11 protein-coding genes are annotated in these 14,977 nt (G+C 66.0%); 5 read left to right on the top strand and 6 right to left on the bottom strand.

The window, feature by feature from the left end; genetic code table 11:
* Positions 1-25: 25 nt before the first annotated feature.
* Both RS027_RS00830 and RS027_RS00825 read right to left on the bottom strand, forming a co-directional pair.
* A complete protein-coding gene (locus RS027_RS00830) occupies positions 26-616 on the bottom strand; it encodes a TspO/MBR family protein (RefSeq protein WP_311952446.1) in 591 nt (196 codons plus the stop codon).
* Positions 617-1,408, bottom strand: a complete 792-nt coding sequence (locus RS027_RS00825; RefSeq protein ID WP_311952442.1) for a T6SS phospholipase effector Tle1-like catalytic domain-containing protein — start codon at positions 1,406-1,408, stop codon at positions 617-619.
* Between the two features lie 304 nt (positions 1,409-1,712).
* On the opposite strand from RS027_RS00825, the gene ggt reads away from it, so the two are divergent.
* From ggt to RS027_RS00810, 3 genes are all read left to right on the top strand, one after another.
* Positions 1,713-3,404: a gamma-glutamyltransferase gene (ggt, locus tag RS027_RS00820; protein WP_311952560.1), complete on the top strand. Its 1,692-nt coding sequence runs from the start codon at positions 1,713-1,715 to the stop codon at positions 3,402-3,404.
* Between the two features lie 235 nt (positions 3,405-3,639).
* The gene (locus RS027_RS00815; protein WP_311952440.1) at positions 3,640-5,853 is read left to right on the top strand and encodes a TonB-dependent receptor; all 2,214 of its coding nucleotides are present in this window, start codon (positions 3,640-3,642) and stop codon (positions 5,851-5,853) included.
* Positions 5,854-5,985: 132 nt separating this feature from the next.
* Positions 5,986-6,666 carry a Fe2+-dependent dioxygenase gene (locus RS027_RS00810; protein WP_311952438.1) on the top strand — a complete coding sequence of 227 codons (681 nt, stop codon included), beginning with the start codon at positions 5,986-5,988 and terminating at the stop codon, positions 6,664-6,666.
* A gap of 15 nt (positions 6,667-6,681) precedes the next feature.
* Here the strand turns inward: RS027_RS00810 and tenA are convergent, their stop codons facing one another.
* From tenA to RS027_RS00795, 3 genes are all read right to left on the bottom strand, one after another.
* Positions 6,682-7,350 carry a thiaminase II gene (gene tenA, locus RS027_RS00805; protein WP_311952436.1) on the bottom strand — a complete coding sequence of 223 codons (669 nt, stop codon included), beginning with the start codon at positions 7,348-7,350 and terminating at the stop codon, positions 6,682-6,684.
* A gap of 91 nt (positions 7,351-7,441) precedes the next feature.
* Positions 7,442-8,434, bottom strand: coding sequence for a glycine betaine ABC transporter substrate-binding protein (locus RS027_RS00800; RefSeq protein WP_311952433.1), 993 nt, complete (start codon positions 8,432-8,434; stop codon positions 7,442-7,444).
* 137 nt (positions 8,435-8,571) lie between these two features.
* Positions 8,572-9,597, bottom strand: coding sequence for a Fe(3+) ABC transporter substrate-binding protein (locus tag RS027_RS00795; protein ID WP_311952430.1), 1,026 nt, complete (start codon positions 9,595-9,597; stop codon positions 8,572-8,574).
* Between the two features lie 254 nt (positions 9,598-9,851).
* Between RS027_RS00795 and RS027_RS00790 the strand changes: the two genes are divergently transcribed.
* Positions 9,852-10,967: an ABC transporter ATP-binding protein gene (locus RS027_RS00790; RefSeq protein ID WP_311952557.1), complete on the top strand. Its 1,116-nt coding sequence runs from the start codon at positions 9,852-9,854 to the stop codon at positions 10,965-10,967.
* Here the strand turns inward: RS027_RS00790 and RS027_RS00785 are convergent.
* Entirely contained in the window at positions 10,929-12,641 is a 1,713-nt protein-coding gene (locus tag RS027_RS00785) for an ABC transporter permease (RefSeq protein WP_376717564.1), read from the bottom strand. The genes RS027_RS00790 and RS027_RS00785 overlap by 39 nt on opposite strands.
* A gap of 147 nt (positions 12,642-12,788) precedes the next feature.
* Here RS027_RS00785 and RS027_RS00780 point away from each other — a divergent pair, with 147 nt between their 5' ends.
* Entirely contained in the window at positions 12,789-14,951 is a 2,163-nt protein-coding gene (locus RS027_RS00780) for a GNAT family N-acetyltransferase (RefSeq protein WP_311952427.1), read from the top strand.
* Positions 14,952-14,977: the final 26 nt, after the last annotated feature.

Below are 14,977 nucleotides of genomic sequence, written 5' to 3'. Positions count from 1 at the left end.
GGCGCCGGAAGGCGCCTATGGCGTGTTATCCCAACACCTGCGGATTCAGCTGCCACACCGAATAGTTGAGCGCAGCGGCGAAGCTAATCCACAGCAGATAAGGCAAGAGAAGGGCACCGGCAAGCCGCTGCGCCCGCCAAAAAGCAACGATCGTCGCCGCGACCAGCACAATCAGCAGCAGGATATTGAAAACCCCAAGCGCGCCCTGGTGCCAGACGAAGAACACCCAGCTCCACAGCGCGTTTACCGCAAGCTGCACGAGAAACAGCGTCAGCGCCCACCGCTGGCGCTGAAATCCGCCCAGCCGCCAGACCAGCCAGGCGGCAATGCCCATCAGCGCGTAAAGCGTCGTCCACACCGGCCCAAAGATTGAGGCGGGCGGCGCCCAGTCAGGCTGCACAAGCTGACCGTAGAAGGCGCTGGCCTGTATCGAGGCAACAGCTCCTACGGCAGACGCCGCAAAGCTCACCGTCAGCCAGCCGAGTAGGCCAAGTGCTTGCTTCTTTTTCGAGAGTGGTGGCATAGGGAACTCCGGTTGTTCGTTAAATCCAAGGTTAAAGATTCTTTCACAGGGGGCGGTTGCCGATAAAACTTTGCTGACGCTAACCTCCCCCATCTACCCCGGCGGCTTCAGGCCGGCATCGCTTGCCTTTTCGCTCATCCACTGGAGGGGAATATCGGCCAGCGGGTCGTCGCCGTAGCCGCCGCCGACGTTGGCGTGGGCGCCGATGAACCAGCGCTGTTCGACCTCTCGGTTTCCCGGCTTTTTCCGCCCGTCCCGGCTGACCCACAGGGGCACTTCGTAGGCGGCGCGGTGTTCGTCAAGCGCTACCGCGTGGTAGGCGTAATCCACGATGCTGGAAAGTTCGGTATCGTGCCACGAATACTTGCGCTGCTCGGTAAACCGCGTCCCCGGCACGCCCAGCGCGCCGACGGTATCCCATACGCCGATGAAGTGAATCCGCGGCGTGCGGCCGTAGTGGCGTTTGAATATGTCGCACGGCTCGTCGTCGGGTTTTAGCTTTTTATCCCGGTAGATTTCCTCGGCCCTGTCCAGCAGGCCGGGCGTAACAATGCGCAACAGCCCGCACTTGCGGATCAGCCCGGCCAGGCTTCTGGCCGTATAGGCTCCGCGGCTGAAGCCGAATATCCAGATGTCGTCGCCTTCGGCATAGCGCCTGGCAAGCCAGTCGTAGCCTTGCCGTAAATTCTTGCTCAGACCATAGCCAAACGCCCCGCCGGCAAGGCGCACGAACTTTCCATTGCCTACGCCCGGGTCGTAGAAAAACCGCTGCCGGATATCGCCGTCGTACTCATGGATATGCTGGGCCAGGCGAAAGACGTTGGTGCGGTCTTGGGGGTCGTTCCAGGTGCCGTCGAAAAAGAGGATCAGCCTTTGTTTTGTCATGGTGGCTCCTGCTTTGAAAGATACGGCGTCATCGCTTGGCCGCTTTTGTGCGGGCGATGTACCGGTTACCTTCAGCGTAGGCAGGGCGGGGCGTTTAGTCAGTGAGGGCAAGCAAGGGTTTGGTGAAGATTCGAGCGGGGCTTGAGCACCGCTGAGTTGGCGCACAATGGCGACAAGCGCCGCTGTCCTCTACCATCAACAGCTCATTCAATATAATAAGGATAGGCTTGTGGATCGATATCATTCTACGGCCCGCGCCGTGGCGCCGGGCCGCGCGTTTCCGCTCAAGGGACTGGCCGCCGGCGTGCTGGCGGGTACGCTGCTGCTGTCGCCGTTTGCCATGGCCCAGGAGGCCATTCTCGAAGGCGAGCGCTTTCATCCCCAGGAGAGCTCTCAGGGCATGGTGGCCACCAGCCATACGCTGGCGTCCGAAGTGTCGCGCGACGTGCTGGCGAACGGCGGTAATGCCGTTGACGCCGCCGTGACCGCGGGCTTCGCGCTGGCCGTGACCCAGCCGCGCTCGGGTAACATCGGCGGCGGCGGCTTCATGCTGATTTCCGACGAGGACAGCGGCGAGGTTATCGCCATCGACTATCGCGAGACCGCACCCAGCGGCGCTACCGAGACCATGTTCCAGGACGAGGAGGGCGACGCCGTCACCGACCGCTCGCGCTACACCCACCTGGCCTCCGGCGTGCCGGGCACCGTTGCCGGTCTGGCGCTGGCGCTGGAAGAGTACGGCACCCTGAGCCTTGCCGAAGCGCTGGCGCCGGCCATTCGCCTGGCCGAGGACGGCTTTGCCGTGCCGCCGCGCTTCGTCAAGGGCCTGGAAGACACCCGTGAGCGCTTTGAGCCTTGGGACTCCAGCATGGCGAAATTCTTCAAGGAGGACGGCTCTTCCTACCAGGCCGGCGAGATATTTCGCCAGCCGGAGCTCGCCGCCACGCTCAAGCGCATCGCCGAGGAGGGCGCCAGCGAGTTCTACGAAGGGGAAACGGCCCGCCTGCTGGTCGACGAAATGGACAAGCACGGCGGCCTGATGACCATGGACGACCTGGCCGGCTACGAGCCGGTGATTCGCGAGCCCAGCCACGGCACCTACCGCGAGCACGACATCTACGCCATGAGCCCGCCCTCGTCCGGCGGTGCCCATATCGTGCAGATGCTCAACGTGCTGGAGGACTTCCCCATCGGTGAGATGGGCTTTGGCGCCGCCGACACCATGCACGTCATGGCCGAGGCGATGAAGCGCGCCTACGCCGACCGCGCCGAGTACCTGGGCGATACCGATTTCGTCGATGTGCCGCTCGGCGGCATCACCTCCACCGACTATGCCGACGAGCTGCGCGAGCAGATCGACATGGACCGGGCCACGCCCAGCGACGAGATTAGCGCAGGCGAGCCCACCGCCTACGAGTCCAGCGAAACCACGCACTTTTCGGTGGTCGACGACAGCGGCCTGGCGGTCTCCAACACCTACACCATCAACTTCAGCTACGGCTCGGGCATCGTGGTGGATGGCGCGGGCTTTCTGCTCAACAACGAGATGGACGACTTCTCGGCCAAGCCCGGCGTGCCCAACGCTTACGGGCTGATCGGCGGCGAGGCCAACAAGGTCGAGCCCGGCAAGCGCATGCTGTCGTCGATGACCCCGACCATCGTCAAGAAGGACGGCAAGAACTTCCTGATCACCGGCAGCCCCGGCGGCTCGCGCATCATCACCACCACGCTGCAGGTGCTGATGAACGTCATCGACCACGACATGAACGTTCAGTCGGCGGTCAGCGCGCCGCGCATGCACCACCAGTGGCTGCCCGATGAAATCCGTGTGGAAGCCGGCTTCAGCCCGGATACCCTGGAGCTGCTGGAGCAGCGCGGCCACACCATCAGCCATCAATCCGCCATGGGCGCCGCCCAGTCCATCGTCATTGAGGACGGTGTCTTCTACGGCGGCGCCGATCCGCGGCGCTCTACGTCCTCGGCGATCGGCCTCTAAAGCAGCCGTTACGCCATAGTCGACCAGCCGGTCGCGCCTGGTTCCTGATTCCCGGTGGGTTATCTTCCCGGGCCAGAGCCGGGCGCGGCCGGTTTTTGTGCGCGACCGAACACACAACAGTCGGGAACGATTCACATTCATCTTGACTAGAAACAGGATGCACTTGAGAATGAGTCGCTTTCATAAGCCATCCCCCTGACTTATTTTACAAAAAGCACTCATAAGGATCTGACAAGTGAATTCTGGTATTACCGCGACCCGCCGTTCGCCCTACCGCGCCTTTGCCACCGCCGCGAGCTTCGCTGTGGCCTCCACCAGCCTGCCGGCCATGGCGCAGTCTACCGAAACCACCGAGCTTGATGCCGTCACCGTGGTCGGCGAGAAGAATACCGGCAACAAGGTTGAATATTCCGCCTCGGACAAGTTCGTCAAGCCGCTGCTGGATACCCCGCAAACCGTGACCGCGGTGCCGGAAAAGGTCATCGAGGAGCAGCAGGCGCTGAGCCTGCGCCGGGTGCTGTCCAACGTCTCGGGCATTACCTTTGACGCCGGCGAGGGCGGCGGCGGCTCCGGCGACAAAATCAACATCCGCGGCTTCAGCGCCAACGCCAACATGAAGGTGGACGGCCTGCGCGACAGCAGCCAGAACAACCGCACCGACATGTTCAACGTCGAGCGGGTCGAAGTGATCAAGGGCCCAAGCTCGGTCTTCGGCGGCGCGGGAACCAGCGGCGGAGTGGTCAACATGATCAGCAAGACCCCGCAGCAGCGCGACTTCGTCGACGCAAGCGTGGGGATCGGCACCGACAGCTATCACCGCACCACGCTCGACGCCAACCAGACCCTTGAAGGGCTGGGCACCGACAGCGCCTTCCGCCTGAACCTGATGGCTCACGAAAACGACAAGCCGGGACGCGACGACATCGAGGAGGAGCGCTTCGGCATCGCACCGTCGCTGACCGTGGGGCTGAACGACACCACCCGCGCGACGTTTTCCTACGTCCACCAGGAAGACGACAACCTGCTGGACTATGGGCTGCCCGCCAAAGACGGTGAGGTGCTGCCGGGGATCGACCACGAGGCCTACTACGGCTGGCGCAACCTCGACGGCGAAGACATCACAAGCGACAGCGCTACCCTTCAGGTCGAGCACGATTTCACCGCCGCAACCCGGCTGGAAAACAAGACCCGCTATACGCACCTCGACCGCGATACCACCATCTCCGCGCCGCATACGGACATGGAAGGGCTTGCGCCCGGGCGCTACAAGCCCGCCGGCCCCCAGGCCTACCGCCGCGACGTGACCACCGAGATGTGGATCAACCAGACCCAGCTGAGCACGAGCTTCGACACCGGCTCGCTCAAGCACGAGCTGCTGGTGGGCGCCGAATTCTCCCGGGAAACCTACGACCGCACCGCTTCCAACCTGGGGTTGGGGTCGGACGCCCACCCGTACCCTGACGGCGGCTACGACATCGGCAACCCGCCCGGGCGCTGGGACGGCGGCACCACCTACACGCCCCGCGGCGCTAACGAAGCGACGCTGAACAACCAGGCGATCTACGCCTTCGACACCGTGAGCTTCAACCCCCAGTGGGACCTGACCCTGGGCCTGCGCCACGACTGGATCGACGGCGAAGCCGTGGACAAGGACGACAACCAGCGCACCCGCACCAGCGACAAGGAGCTGAGCGGCCGCGCCGGCGTGGTCTACAAGCCGGCCGATAACGGCCGGGTGTACCTGGCCTACGGCACCTCGTTCAGCCCCTCGGCGGAAAACCTCGCCACCTCCGGCGGCCTGCCCCGGGGCGACGGCGGGGAAAGCCTCTCCCCGGAGAAGAGCAAGACCTGGGAGCTGGGCGCCAAGTGGGAGCTGATGAACGGCCGGCTGGGGCTAACCGGCGCGCTGTTCCGTGTGGACAAGGACGACGTGCGCGAGCGCGACGCCAACGGCGACCTTTATCTGGCCGGCGAGCAGCGCGTGCAGGGCGTGGAGCTGGGCATGACCGGCGAGCTGACCGATGCCTGGGACGTTTACGCCAACTACACCTACCTGGACAGCGAAACCCGCGAGTCCATCGCCGGCGCCCAGACCAACGGCCGCGACCCCGAAGGGCACTCCCTGGGCAACACCCCGGAGCACAGCCTGAGCCTGTGGTCGACCTACGACATCACTAACGCCGTGCAGGTAGGCTACGGCGCCCAGTACGTGGACGAGCGCCACGTGGCCTCGGACGTGGCCGCCAAGGTGGACGACTACTGGCTGCACAACGCCATGGTGGCCTACCGCTTCAACGACCAGCTGAGCGCTCAGCTCAACGTCAACAACCTCTTTGACGAGGAATACGTTGACGGCGTGCGCGGCCGTCCGGGTACCGATTCCCGGGGCTCCGCGGTGGAGATCGGCGACGGCCGTTCGGGGGTGCTGACGCTGGACTATCGTTTTTAAAAATCGGTTTGAAAGGCCGCTGTTAAGGGCGATTGCCAGACGCCGACATTCGATTGATGCCAACCAACCCCGGCCCGGCGGCCTTTCAAGGCGCCGGGTCGGGGCTTATCCGCTTATCAAGGAGATACCGCCATGATGCTTCACGTCCCCGAGGTGTTCGACAAGGCCCAGGTGGCCGAATGCCGCGAGCTGTTGCTCCAGGCGCAGTGGCAGGACGGCAAGGCCACCGCCGGCTTTCAGTCGGCCATGGCCAAGGACAACCTGCAGCTGCCCGAAGACTCCGACGTGGCCCGCCACCTGAGCCAGGTCGTCAGCCAGGCGGTGCAGCGCCACCCGCTGTTTATCGCCGGGGCCTTGCCCGAGCGAATTTTTCCGCCGCTGTTCAACTGCTACCAGGGCGGGCAGTCCTTTGGCCTGCACGTGGACAACGCCATGCGCCTGGACCAGAGCCGGGGCGAGTACCTGCGCACGGACCTTTCGGCGACGCTGTTTTTCAGCGAGCCGGATACCTACGAAGGCGGCGAGCTGATCGTCGAGGACACCTACGGCGCCCACAGCGTCAAGCTGCCAGCGGGGGATCTGATCCTCTACCCGGCCTCGAGCCTTCACCGGGTCACGCCGGTGACCCAGGGCGCGCGCCTCGGGGCGTTTTTCTGGATCCAGAGCATGGTGCGCGACGAAGGCCAGCGCAGCCTGCTGTTCGACCTGGACACCTCCATCCAGCAGGTCCATCAGGAACTGGGTGCCGACAGCGCGGCAAGCGTCCAGCTCACCGGCGTCTACCATAACCTGCTGCGCCGCTGGGGGATGTGAGGCGCGACGCATTGATCAGTCGGCGCGGTCGAGCCCCATCTGCCAAAAGTCGATTTCCAGCCGCGTGGCGTCGCGGAAGGTCGTGGTCAGCTGGGCGAAACGCTCGGGCGTCACGTCGGCCAGGCGGGTATCGAGCCAGGCGATTTCGTCGCGCATTGCCCCCTGGAAGGCGTCGCTTTCGTACATCTGCAGCCACTTTTCATAGGGGTTGGCGTCGCCGCGTACGGTGAAGGGCTGCCGGGCCTGCCACTGGGAAATCTCGCCGTAGCCCACCAGGCAAGGAGCGAGGGCCACGTGCATGTCGAGCAGGTCGCCGCGGTTGCCGGTGTCCAGCACGTAGCGGGTGTAGGCCATGGTGGCGCGAGCTTCGGGCAGTGTGGCCAGGTCAGATTCCGGGATACCCCATTCGCGGCAATAGTCGATATGCAGCGCAAGCTCGACGTCGATGATGGTTTTGAGGCCTTCCAGGCTGTGGCGCAGCTCGGCCATGTCGCGGCTCTTGTAGACGGCCAGCGCATAGGCGCGCCCGAAGTGCATCAGAAACAGATAGTCCTGCTTGAGGTAGTGGCGAAACGCCTCGTCTTCCAGGGTGCCGGCGGCCAGCTGGCGCACGAAGTCGTGCTCGATATAGGCGCGCCACTCGTCAGCGCAGGCTGCGGTTAGATCGGTAAAGCGATAGCTCATGATATCTCCGGTCGTTGGGCAAGCTAGCCGCTTCAGCCGCCCTTGGGCGGCCGTTTCATGACGGATTTTTGCTTGCGGTACTCGCCGTGCCTCAGGCGTCGGGGAGGTCGAGTTTATCCTTGACTACGGGCCAGGCGGGTTCGCCGCTGCGGGTGGAGACGCCGTCGAGAAACTCTTTCACCTTGGCCGGGTGGTCTTTCAGCCAGCTCATGGCGACGTCGTCAACGGGGCGGTCTTCAAAGCTCAGCCCGCTGATCATTTCACTCTGCTCGTCGGCGGTGAAGACGATTTGTTCCAGCAGCCGCGTGGCGTTGGGGTTGCTGTCGGCGAATTGCTGGGTCGTCAGGGTGCGCACGTCGCTGCGGCCGCCGTCCGGGCCCCAGGCGTCTTCCGGGTCGTCGAGAAACTCAATGTCGTATTCGATGGTGGCCCAGTGCGGCGTCCAGGCGTAGAAGACGATCCACTCGTTGCGATCCATGGTCGACTTGGCCTGGCTGAACATGCCCGAGGCCGAGGTTTCCGAAAGCTCCCATTCGTCCAGGCAATAGGTGCCGTTTTCCTGCATGTCGGAGAGCAGGTCGCTGGTGCCGGAGCCGACTTCAATGGAATAGATCGTGCCGCCGGCCTTTTCCTGCAGCTCCTTGCTGCACAGATCTTCGCCCGAGGTATAGCCTTCTGCGTGGATGTAGTCGGGCACGACAAAGCCAAGCCGTGCGCCGTCCACGTTGGTGCCCAGGTCGACCAGCGCGTTCTTGCCGCTGGTGGCGGTGTCGTACATGCCCTGCTGGGCGGGCAGCCAGGAGGCCAGGTAGGCATCGAGCTCGTTTTCGCCCAGCGCCTGATAGGCGATGGTGGCGCCCAGCTCTTTTTGCCGTGGCTTATAGCCCAGGGCATCAAACAGCGTGGCGGCAAGTTCGGACTTGACGGTAACGCCGGGCCAGGGAGGTACGGCAAAACGCACGGCGGCGGGTTCTTCGGCGGCGTTGGCGACAAGCGGTGTGGCAAGCAGGGCGGTGCCGAGGGCGCCGGCGGCCAGGCTGGCGTGGAGGGTAAAGCGGCGAGACAAGCGTAAGCGCGATTTCATCCGGGCTCCTTATAGTTGCTGCGACAGGACCGACTCTAGTCCTGCCGGTTGGGAACTGCAACGTAAAGCGGCCCGCCGAGGCGGGCCGCTTCGGGGAGCGCGGCGCTTTTATGCCCTGTGCGGGCTAGCGCGCGGGCTTAGCGCCAGCCGACGCGGTCAAAGATGCGTACGGCTTCGGGGTTGTTTTCCCCCAGGACGCTGACGTTAACATCGTCTTTCTTGAAGTCGCCCCAGGATTCCAGCACCGGATCCTTGTGGATGCTGTCAACCACCGGGAACTCGTTGTTGCCGGAGGCGAAGATTTCCTGGGCGGTGTCGGAGGCGAGGAATTCGAGGAAGCGCACGGCGTTGTCGCGGTTCGGCGAGTTCTCGACGACGCCGGCGCCGCCGACGTTAACGTGGGTGCCGCGGCCGTCCTGGTTGGGGAAGATGATGCCAACCTTGCGCGCTGCTTTGCGCTCGGCGTCGTCGTCCGACTTGAGCAGGCGCACGTAGTAGTAGTGGTTGGCCACGGCCAGGTCGCATTCGCCGCTGGCGACGCCGAGGATCTGGTCGGTGTCACCGCCTTCCGGGTCGCGCGCCATGTTGTCGACGATGCCCTGGGCCCACTCTTCGGCTTCTTCTTCGCCGTGTTCGGCGATCATTGAGGCAAGCAGGGACTGGTTATAGATGTTATTCGACGAGCGGATGCAGATGTCGCCCTCGAAGCGGTCGTCGGCCAGGTCTTCGTAACTTGTGATGTCGCTTGGGTCGACGGCGTCGCGATTGTAGAGGATCGCCCGGGCGCGCTGGCTAAAGCCGAACCACAGGCCGTCCGGGTGGCTCATGGACTCCGGGACGCGCTCGTCGAGCACGTCGGATTCGACGCTCTGGAAGATGCCTTCGTCCTCGGCGCGCCACAGGCGGCCGGCGTCAACGGTGATCATGACGTCGGCGGGGCTTGCCACCCCTTCGCGCTGGATGCGCTCGATGAGCTGGTCGGAATCGCCTTCCAGCACGTTGACGTCAATGCCGGTTTCGTCGGTGAACGCTTCGTAGAGCGTGTCGTCGGAGTCGTAGTGGCGAGCCGAGTAGACGTTGATTTCGTCAGCCAGCGCCGAGGTCGCGAAGGCGCTGCCCGCGACAACGGCAGCCATGGAAGCGGCGAGGCGCGTTGGTTTCATCGTCGAACATCCTTTTAGGTTGAATGATAATAAATTGCATTATAGTTCGCGGCCATTTAACCGGTTTGAAAAGTTGACGTCAAGCGCCTGCGGCCCCGCGCCGTTACCGGTGCGGCAAATCGCATCACGCGCTCGGCCGCACAATGGATGCATTGCGCGGCAGGACAAAATAGAATGCGAATAGCTTTCAGTTATTTTAGCAGCGGTACTGGCACCCGCTGCTCCAACAACGGCGGGATACGATAATGGCAACCATGACGACGCCGACGGCACCCCGGCAAACCACAGAGACCGCCGCGCCGGTCGCGGCGCTTTCGCTCAGCGACGTGCACCACCGCTTTGACCGCCACCCGGTGGTCAAGGGCGTGGAGCTTACCGTGGAGCCCGGCGAGGTGGTTTGCCTGCTGGGGCCTTCGGGCTGCGGCAAGACCACGCTTTTGCGCATTGCCGCAGGCCTTGAGGTGCTGCAGGAAGGGCGCGTGGGCCTGGAAGGCGAGACCGTGGCGGCACCTGGCCGGCGCCACGTGCCGCCGGAAAAGCGCAGCGTCGGCCTGGCGTTTCAGGATTCGGCGCTGTTTCCGCACCTGTCGGTGCTGGAAAACGTCAAGTTCGGCCTCAAGTCGCTGCCTTCGGGCAAGCGCCGGGAGCGGGCCCTGGCGCGTCTGGAGCAGCTGGGCATGGCGGAGTACGCCGACACCTACCCGCACATGCTCTCAGGCGGCCAGCAGCAGCGCGTAGCGCTGGCCCGGGCGCTGGCGCCGGAGCCCCGGCTGATGCTGCTCGACGAGCCGTTTTCCAGCCTGGACGCGCGCCTTCGCGACCAGATCCGCGACGATACCCTGCACGTGCTGAAAAACGTCGGCGCGGCCACGCTGCTGGTCACCCACGACCCCGAAGAAGCCATGTTCATGGCCGACCGCATTGCGCTGATGCGCGACGGTACGATCGTCCAGACCGGCACCCCGCGCGAGCTTTACTGCGCGCCCTGCGATCCGTTCGTGGTGACGTTTTTCGGCGAGGTCAACGAGCTTTACGGCGTGGTGGAAAACGGCGAGGTAAGAACGCCGGTGGGCACCGTGGAAGCGGGCTGGCTGCCCGAAGGCAGCGACGCGATCGTGATGGTGCGCCCGGAGGCGCTGCGCGTAAGCGAAAGCGACGAGTGTGGTAAGGCCCACGCCCATAGCCACGTGGTCATGGCCAAGCTGCTGGGGCGCTCGAGTTTGCTCCACCTTTGCGCCCACGGCCCGGGCGATGAAGAAGCCCACCTCCACGCCCGGGTGCCCGGGGTGTTTCTGCCCGCGGAAGGCCAGCCGGTGGACATTCACCTGGACCTATCCCAGGTCTTCGTCTTTGCCGCTCCCGGGGCGTGAGCGGCGCATCGCCAGGCTCAGGAAAATCACCGGAATAATCCCCACCACGACAATCGCAAGCGAGGCCGTCGAGGCCTCGGCCAGGCGCTCGTCCGAGGCCAGGCTGTGGGCCCGCACGGCTAGGGTATCGAAGTTGAACGGGCGCAGGATGATGGTCGCGGGCAGCTCCTTCATGGCGTCGACGAACACTAGAATGCCCGCGGCCAGCAGGCTCGAGCGCATCATCGGCGTGTGAATGCGCCGCAGAGTGCCGCCGGCAGTTTGCCCCAGGGTGCGCGCGGCGGCGTCCATGCTCGGCGTGACCTTGCCCAGGCTTGCTTCGATGGCGTTGAACGACACGGCGAGAAAGCGCGCCACGTAGGCGTAGATGAGGATAAACGCCGAGCCGCTGAAGATCAGCCCGACGACCGTGCCGTACTGGTCGAGGGTCCAGACGTTGACGGCGTTATCCAGCCAGGCGAACGGAATCAGAATGCCCACCGCGACCACCGAGCCGGGAATCGCGTAGCCCATGGCCGCCACCCGGGAGCTGACCCGGGCAAAGGTCGTGTTGTGGATGCGCACCCCGTAGCTGAGCAGCAGCGCCATGCCCACGGCGAGAATGGCCGCGCCCACGGAAAGCCCCAGGCTGTTGGCGGCAAAGCCGATGAAGCGCGCACCGAACAGCGAATCCCCCTGTTCGATCGCCAGGTTGAGCAGAATGCCGCCGGGCAGCACAAAGCCCACCAGCACCGGCAGGAGGCAGGCCAGTAGGGCGGTGCCGGCGCGCCAGCCGCTCAGGCGGTATTCGGGCAGCTGCTGGTAGCGATTGGTGGTCTGAAAGTAGCGCCGCTTGCCCCGGGACCAGCGCTCAAGCAGCACCAGCATAATCACAAACGCCAGCAGGCAGGCCGCCAGCTGTGCTGCCGCCACCGGCTCGCCGAGGCCGAACCAGGTGCGGTAGATGCCGGTGGTGAAGGTATCCACGCCGAAAAACTGCACCGCGCCAAACTCGTTCAGCGTCTCCATCAGCACCAGCGACACGCCACCCACCAGCGCCGGGCGGGAAAGCGGCACGGCCACGCTCATGAACATGTGCCAGGGGCCGCGCCCCAGAGTGCGGCCGACGTCCAGCACGCACACCGACTGCTCAAGAAACGACGCCCGGGCGAGCAGATAAACGTAGGGGTAGAGCACCAGGGTGATCAGCGTGGCCGCGCCGCCCAGCGAGCGCACGTTGGGGAAATAGTAGTCGCCGTATTCCCAGCCGGTGAGCTCGCGCAGCAGGCTTTGCAGCGGCCCCGCCACCTGGAGAAAATCGGTATAGGCGTAGGCGATGACGTAGGTGGGCACCGCCAGCGGCAGCAGCAGCGCCCACTCGAAAATCCGCTTGCCGGGAAAGCGACACATCACCACCAGCCAGGCGGTGCCGGTGCCGATCACCAGGGTGCCCACGCCCACAAACAGCACCATCCAGAAGGTGTTGGTCAGGTAGCGCGGAAGCACCGTGGACGCCAGGTGCTGCCAGACGTCGCCGGAGGGGAAAAACACGTGGCTGAACACCACGATCACCGGCAGGGCCACCACCAGCGCAATGGCAAAGAGGATAGCTGCCCAGGGGCTGAACCGCGGTTTGACGCCGGCACGCAGCCGGTGAGCGAGGGCGGGCAGCCCGCGACTGGCGGAATGAGACAAGACAAACCCTCCTTTGCGCCTGAGTAAGAGCCGTTGGCAGGCGACAATGCGACAAAATCTCGGTGGCAAATAGTATCATTCGCAGGTAGCCGGCTGCAGCACTGTCAAACAAGACGCGGCGCAGAAGACGCCGCGATAGGAGACGTCATGAGTGATCCCAAGCCGTCGGCCGACGATCGTCGCGGGCTGGCGGCCGTACTGGCCCACGCCGTCCGGCTTAAGCGCCGCCGTGCCCGCCGGCTGGTGTGGCTCGGCGGCGATGCGGCGATCGGCCGCCGCCGGGCGCGTGCCGTTTGGCAGGCGCGCGACTGGCGCGCGCCGCTGTGGGTGGGCGAGCCGGCCTTGGATGACGCCAAGGCGCCCCCGGCGCTTCCGGCGAACAAGGCCCGCACCCGGCTGGGCCAGGAGCACGGGCTGATCGTGGTGGACACCGCCGCGGGCCTGGATCCGGACGCCCTGGGGGCGCTTGGCGGCACGCTCACCGCCGGCGGGCTTTTGCTGCTGATTACCCCGGAAGAGTGGGGCCAATGGCCCGACGCCGACTACCGCCGCATCGCCGACCACCCCCACGCCTGGCAGGCCCTGAGCGCGCACTATCTGGCAAGGCTTGCGCGCCTGTTGGCGCACGACGCCGGCGCGGTTTGCTGGCCGGCGGAGGCCCCCGCGGCCCGGCTGCCCCGGATTTCTGCCGCGGCGGAAACCGTCCCCGCGGCGGACGATTCGGCGTGCCGGACCGCCGACCAGGCCCGGGCGGTGGCCAAACTCACGCGGCTGAAGCGCCGCCGGCCGCTGGTGATCACCGCCGACCGCGGCCGGGGCAAGAGCGCCGCGCTGGGCATCGCCTGCGCCCGACTGCTGGCTCGGGGTGTCGCGCACATCGCCGTCACCGCCCCGCGCCCGGACGCCGCGGCGGCGCTCTTTGCCCACGCCGCCGTTGAGGCGGGCGTTCGCGGCGAGGCGTCCCGGCGGCTGGTCGTGGAAGGCGGCGGCGTGCTCGAATTCATTGCCCCGGACGCCCTGAGCGCGGCGGTGGAGGCGGGCACTCTGGGCGGCGACGGCAGCTACCTGATGGTGGACGAGGCCGCGGCGATTCCTCCGGCCCTGCTGGGCAAATGGCTGGCCGCCTTTCCGCGGCTGGCTTTTGCCACCACCGTGCACGGCTACGAAGGCTCCGGGCGCGGCTTCGCCCTGCGCTTTCGCGCCCGGCTGGATGAGCAAACGCCGGGCTGGCAGGGGCTAACGCTGGAGACCCCGGTGCGCTTTGCCGCCGATGACCCCCTGGAAGCGACCCTCAATCGCCTGCTGCTGTTGAAAGCCGCGCCGCCGGCACCGGAAGACCGCGACGGCGGCGCTGTACGCTGGCTTGAGCGCAGGGCGCTAGCCCGGGACGAGCCGGCGCTGGAGGCGCTTTTTGGCCTGCTAGTGCAGTCCCACTACCGCACCACGCCGGACGACGTGCGCCAGCTCCTCGACGGCCCGGCCACCCGCATCGGCGTGCTGGGCGCGGCGCGCGCCCCCGAGGGCGTGGCGGTGATGCGCGCCGAGGGCGGCTTTGAGACAGCGCTTGCCGAGCAGGTGGCCCGGGGCGAGCGCCGCCCCCAGGGGCATCTGCTCGCCCAGTCGCTCGCCGCTCACGGCGGCAGCCGGGAAGCGCTTACCGCGCGCTGGCAGCGGGTCACGCGCATAGCTGTGCACCCTGACCTCCGCCGCCGGGGCGCGGGGCGCCGGCTGCTGGCCGCGGCGGAGCAGGCGGCCCGGGAAGACGGGGCGGACCTGCTGGGCGCGACCTTTGGCGCCGAGGCCGGCCTGCTGGCGTTTTGGCTCGCCGCCGGGTTTGTCCCGGTGCGCGTGGGCATTTCCCGAGACACCGCCACCGGCGAGTATGCACTGATGATGGCACGCAAGCTGACCCCGCGCGGCGAGGCGGTGCAGGGCGCGCTTAGCCGGCGCTTTGCCCGGGAGCTGCCGGCGCTGCTGGCCTTCGAGCTCGACGGCTTTCCGCCTCAGGCGCTGGCGGCGCTGCTGGCTACGCTGCCGCCGTCGGCGCTGGATGACGAGCAGGAGCAGGCAATTGAAGACGTGGCCGACGCCCGCCGCGACCCGCGCCTGGCGCGCCCGGCGCTGCAGGCGCTGGCCCGGGCCGCTGCCCGCCGGCCGCTGGATGAGGCAGCTCAGGGCGCCTGCGCTGAGCTTGCCGGCTGGGCGTATCAGAACCGGCCCCTGGCCGGCAGCCGCCGGCAGCACACCGAGGCGCTGCGCCGCGCGGCGGCGGTGCTGTGGGAAGCGCTGAAGGCCGACCGGGCAGGATAAACCGGGCGGGCCAGAGCTATTGCAGT

Origin of the sequence: Halomonas garicola (assembly GCF_031935715.1) — a bacterium.
GTDB lineage: Bacteria > Pseudomonadota > Gammaproteobacteria > Pseudomonadales > Halomonadaceae > Vreelandella > Vreelandella garicola.
The sequence above is the reverse complement of the archived record's forward strand: the minus strand, read 5'-3'. Positions and strand labels throughout refer to the sequence as shown.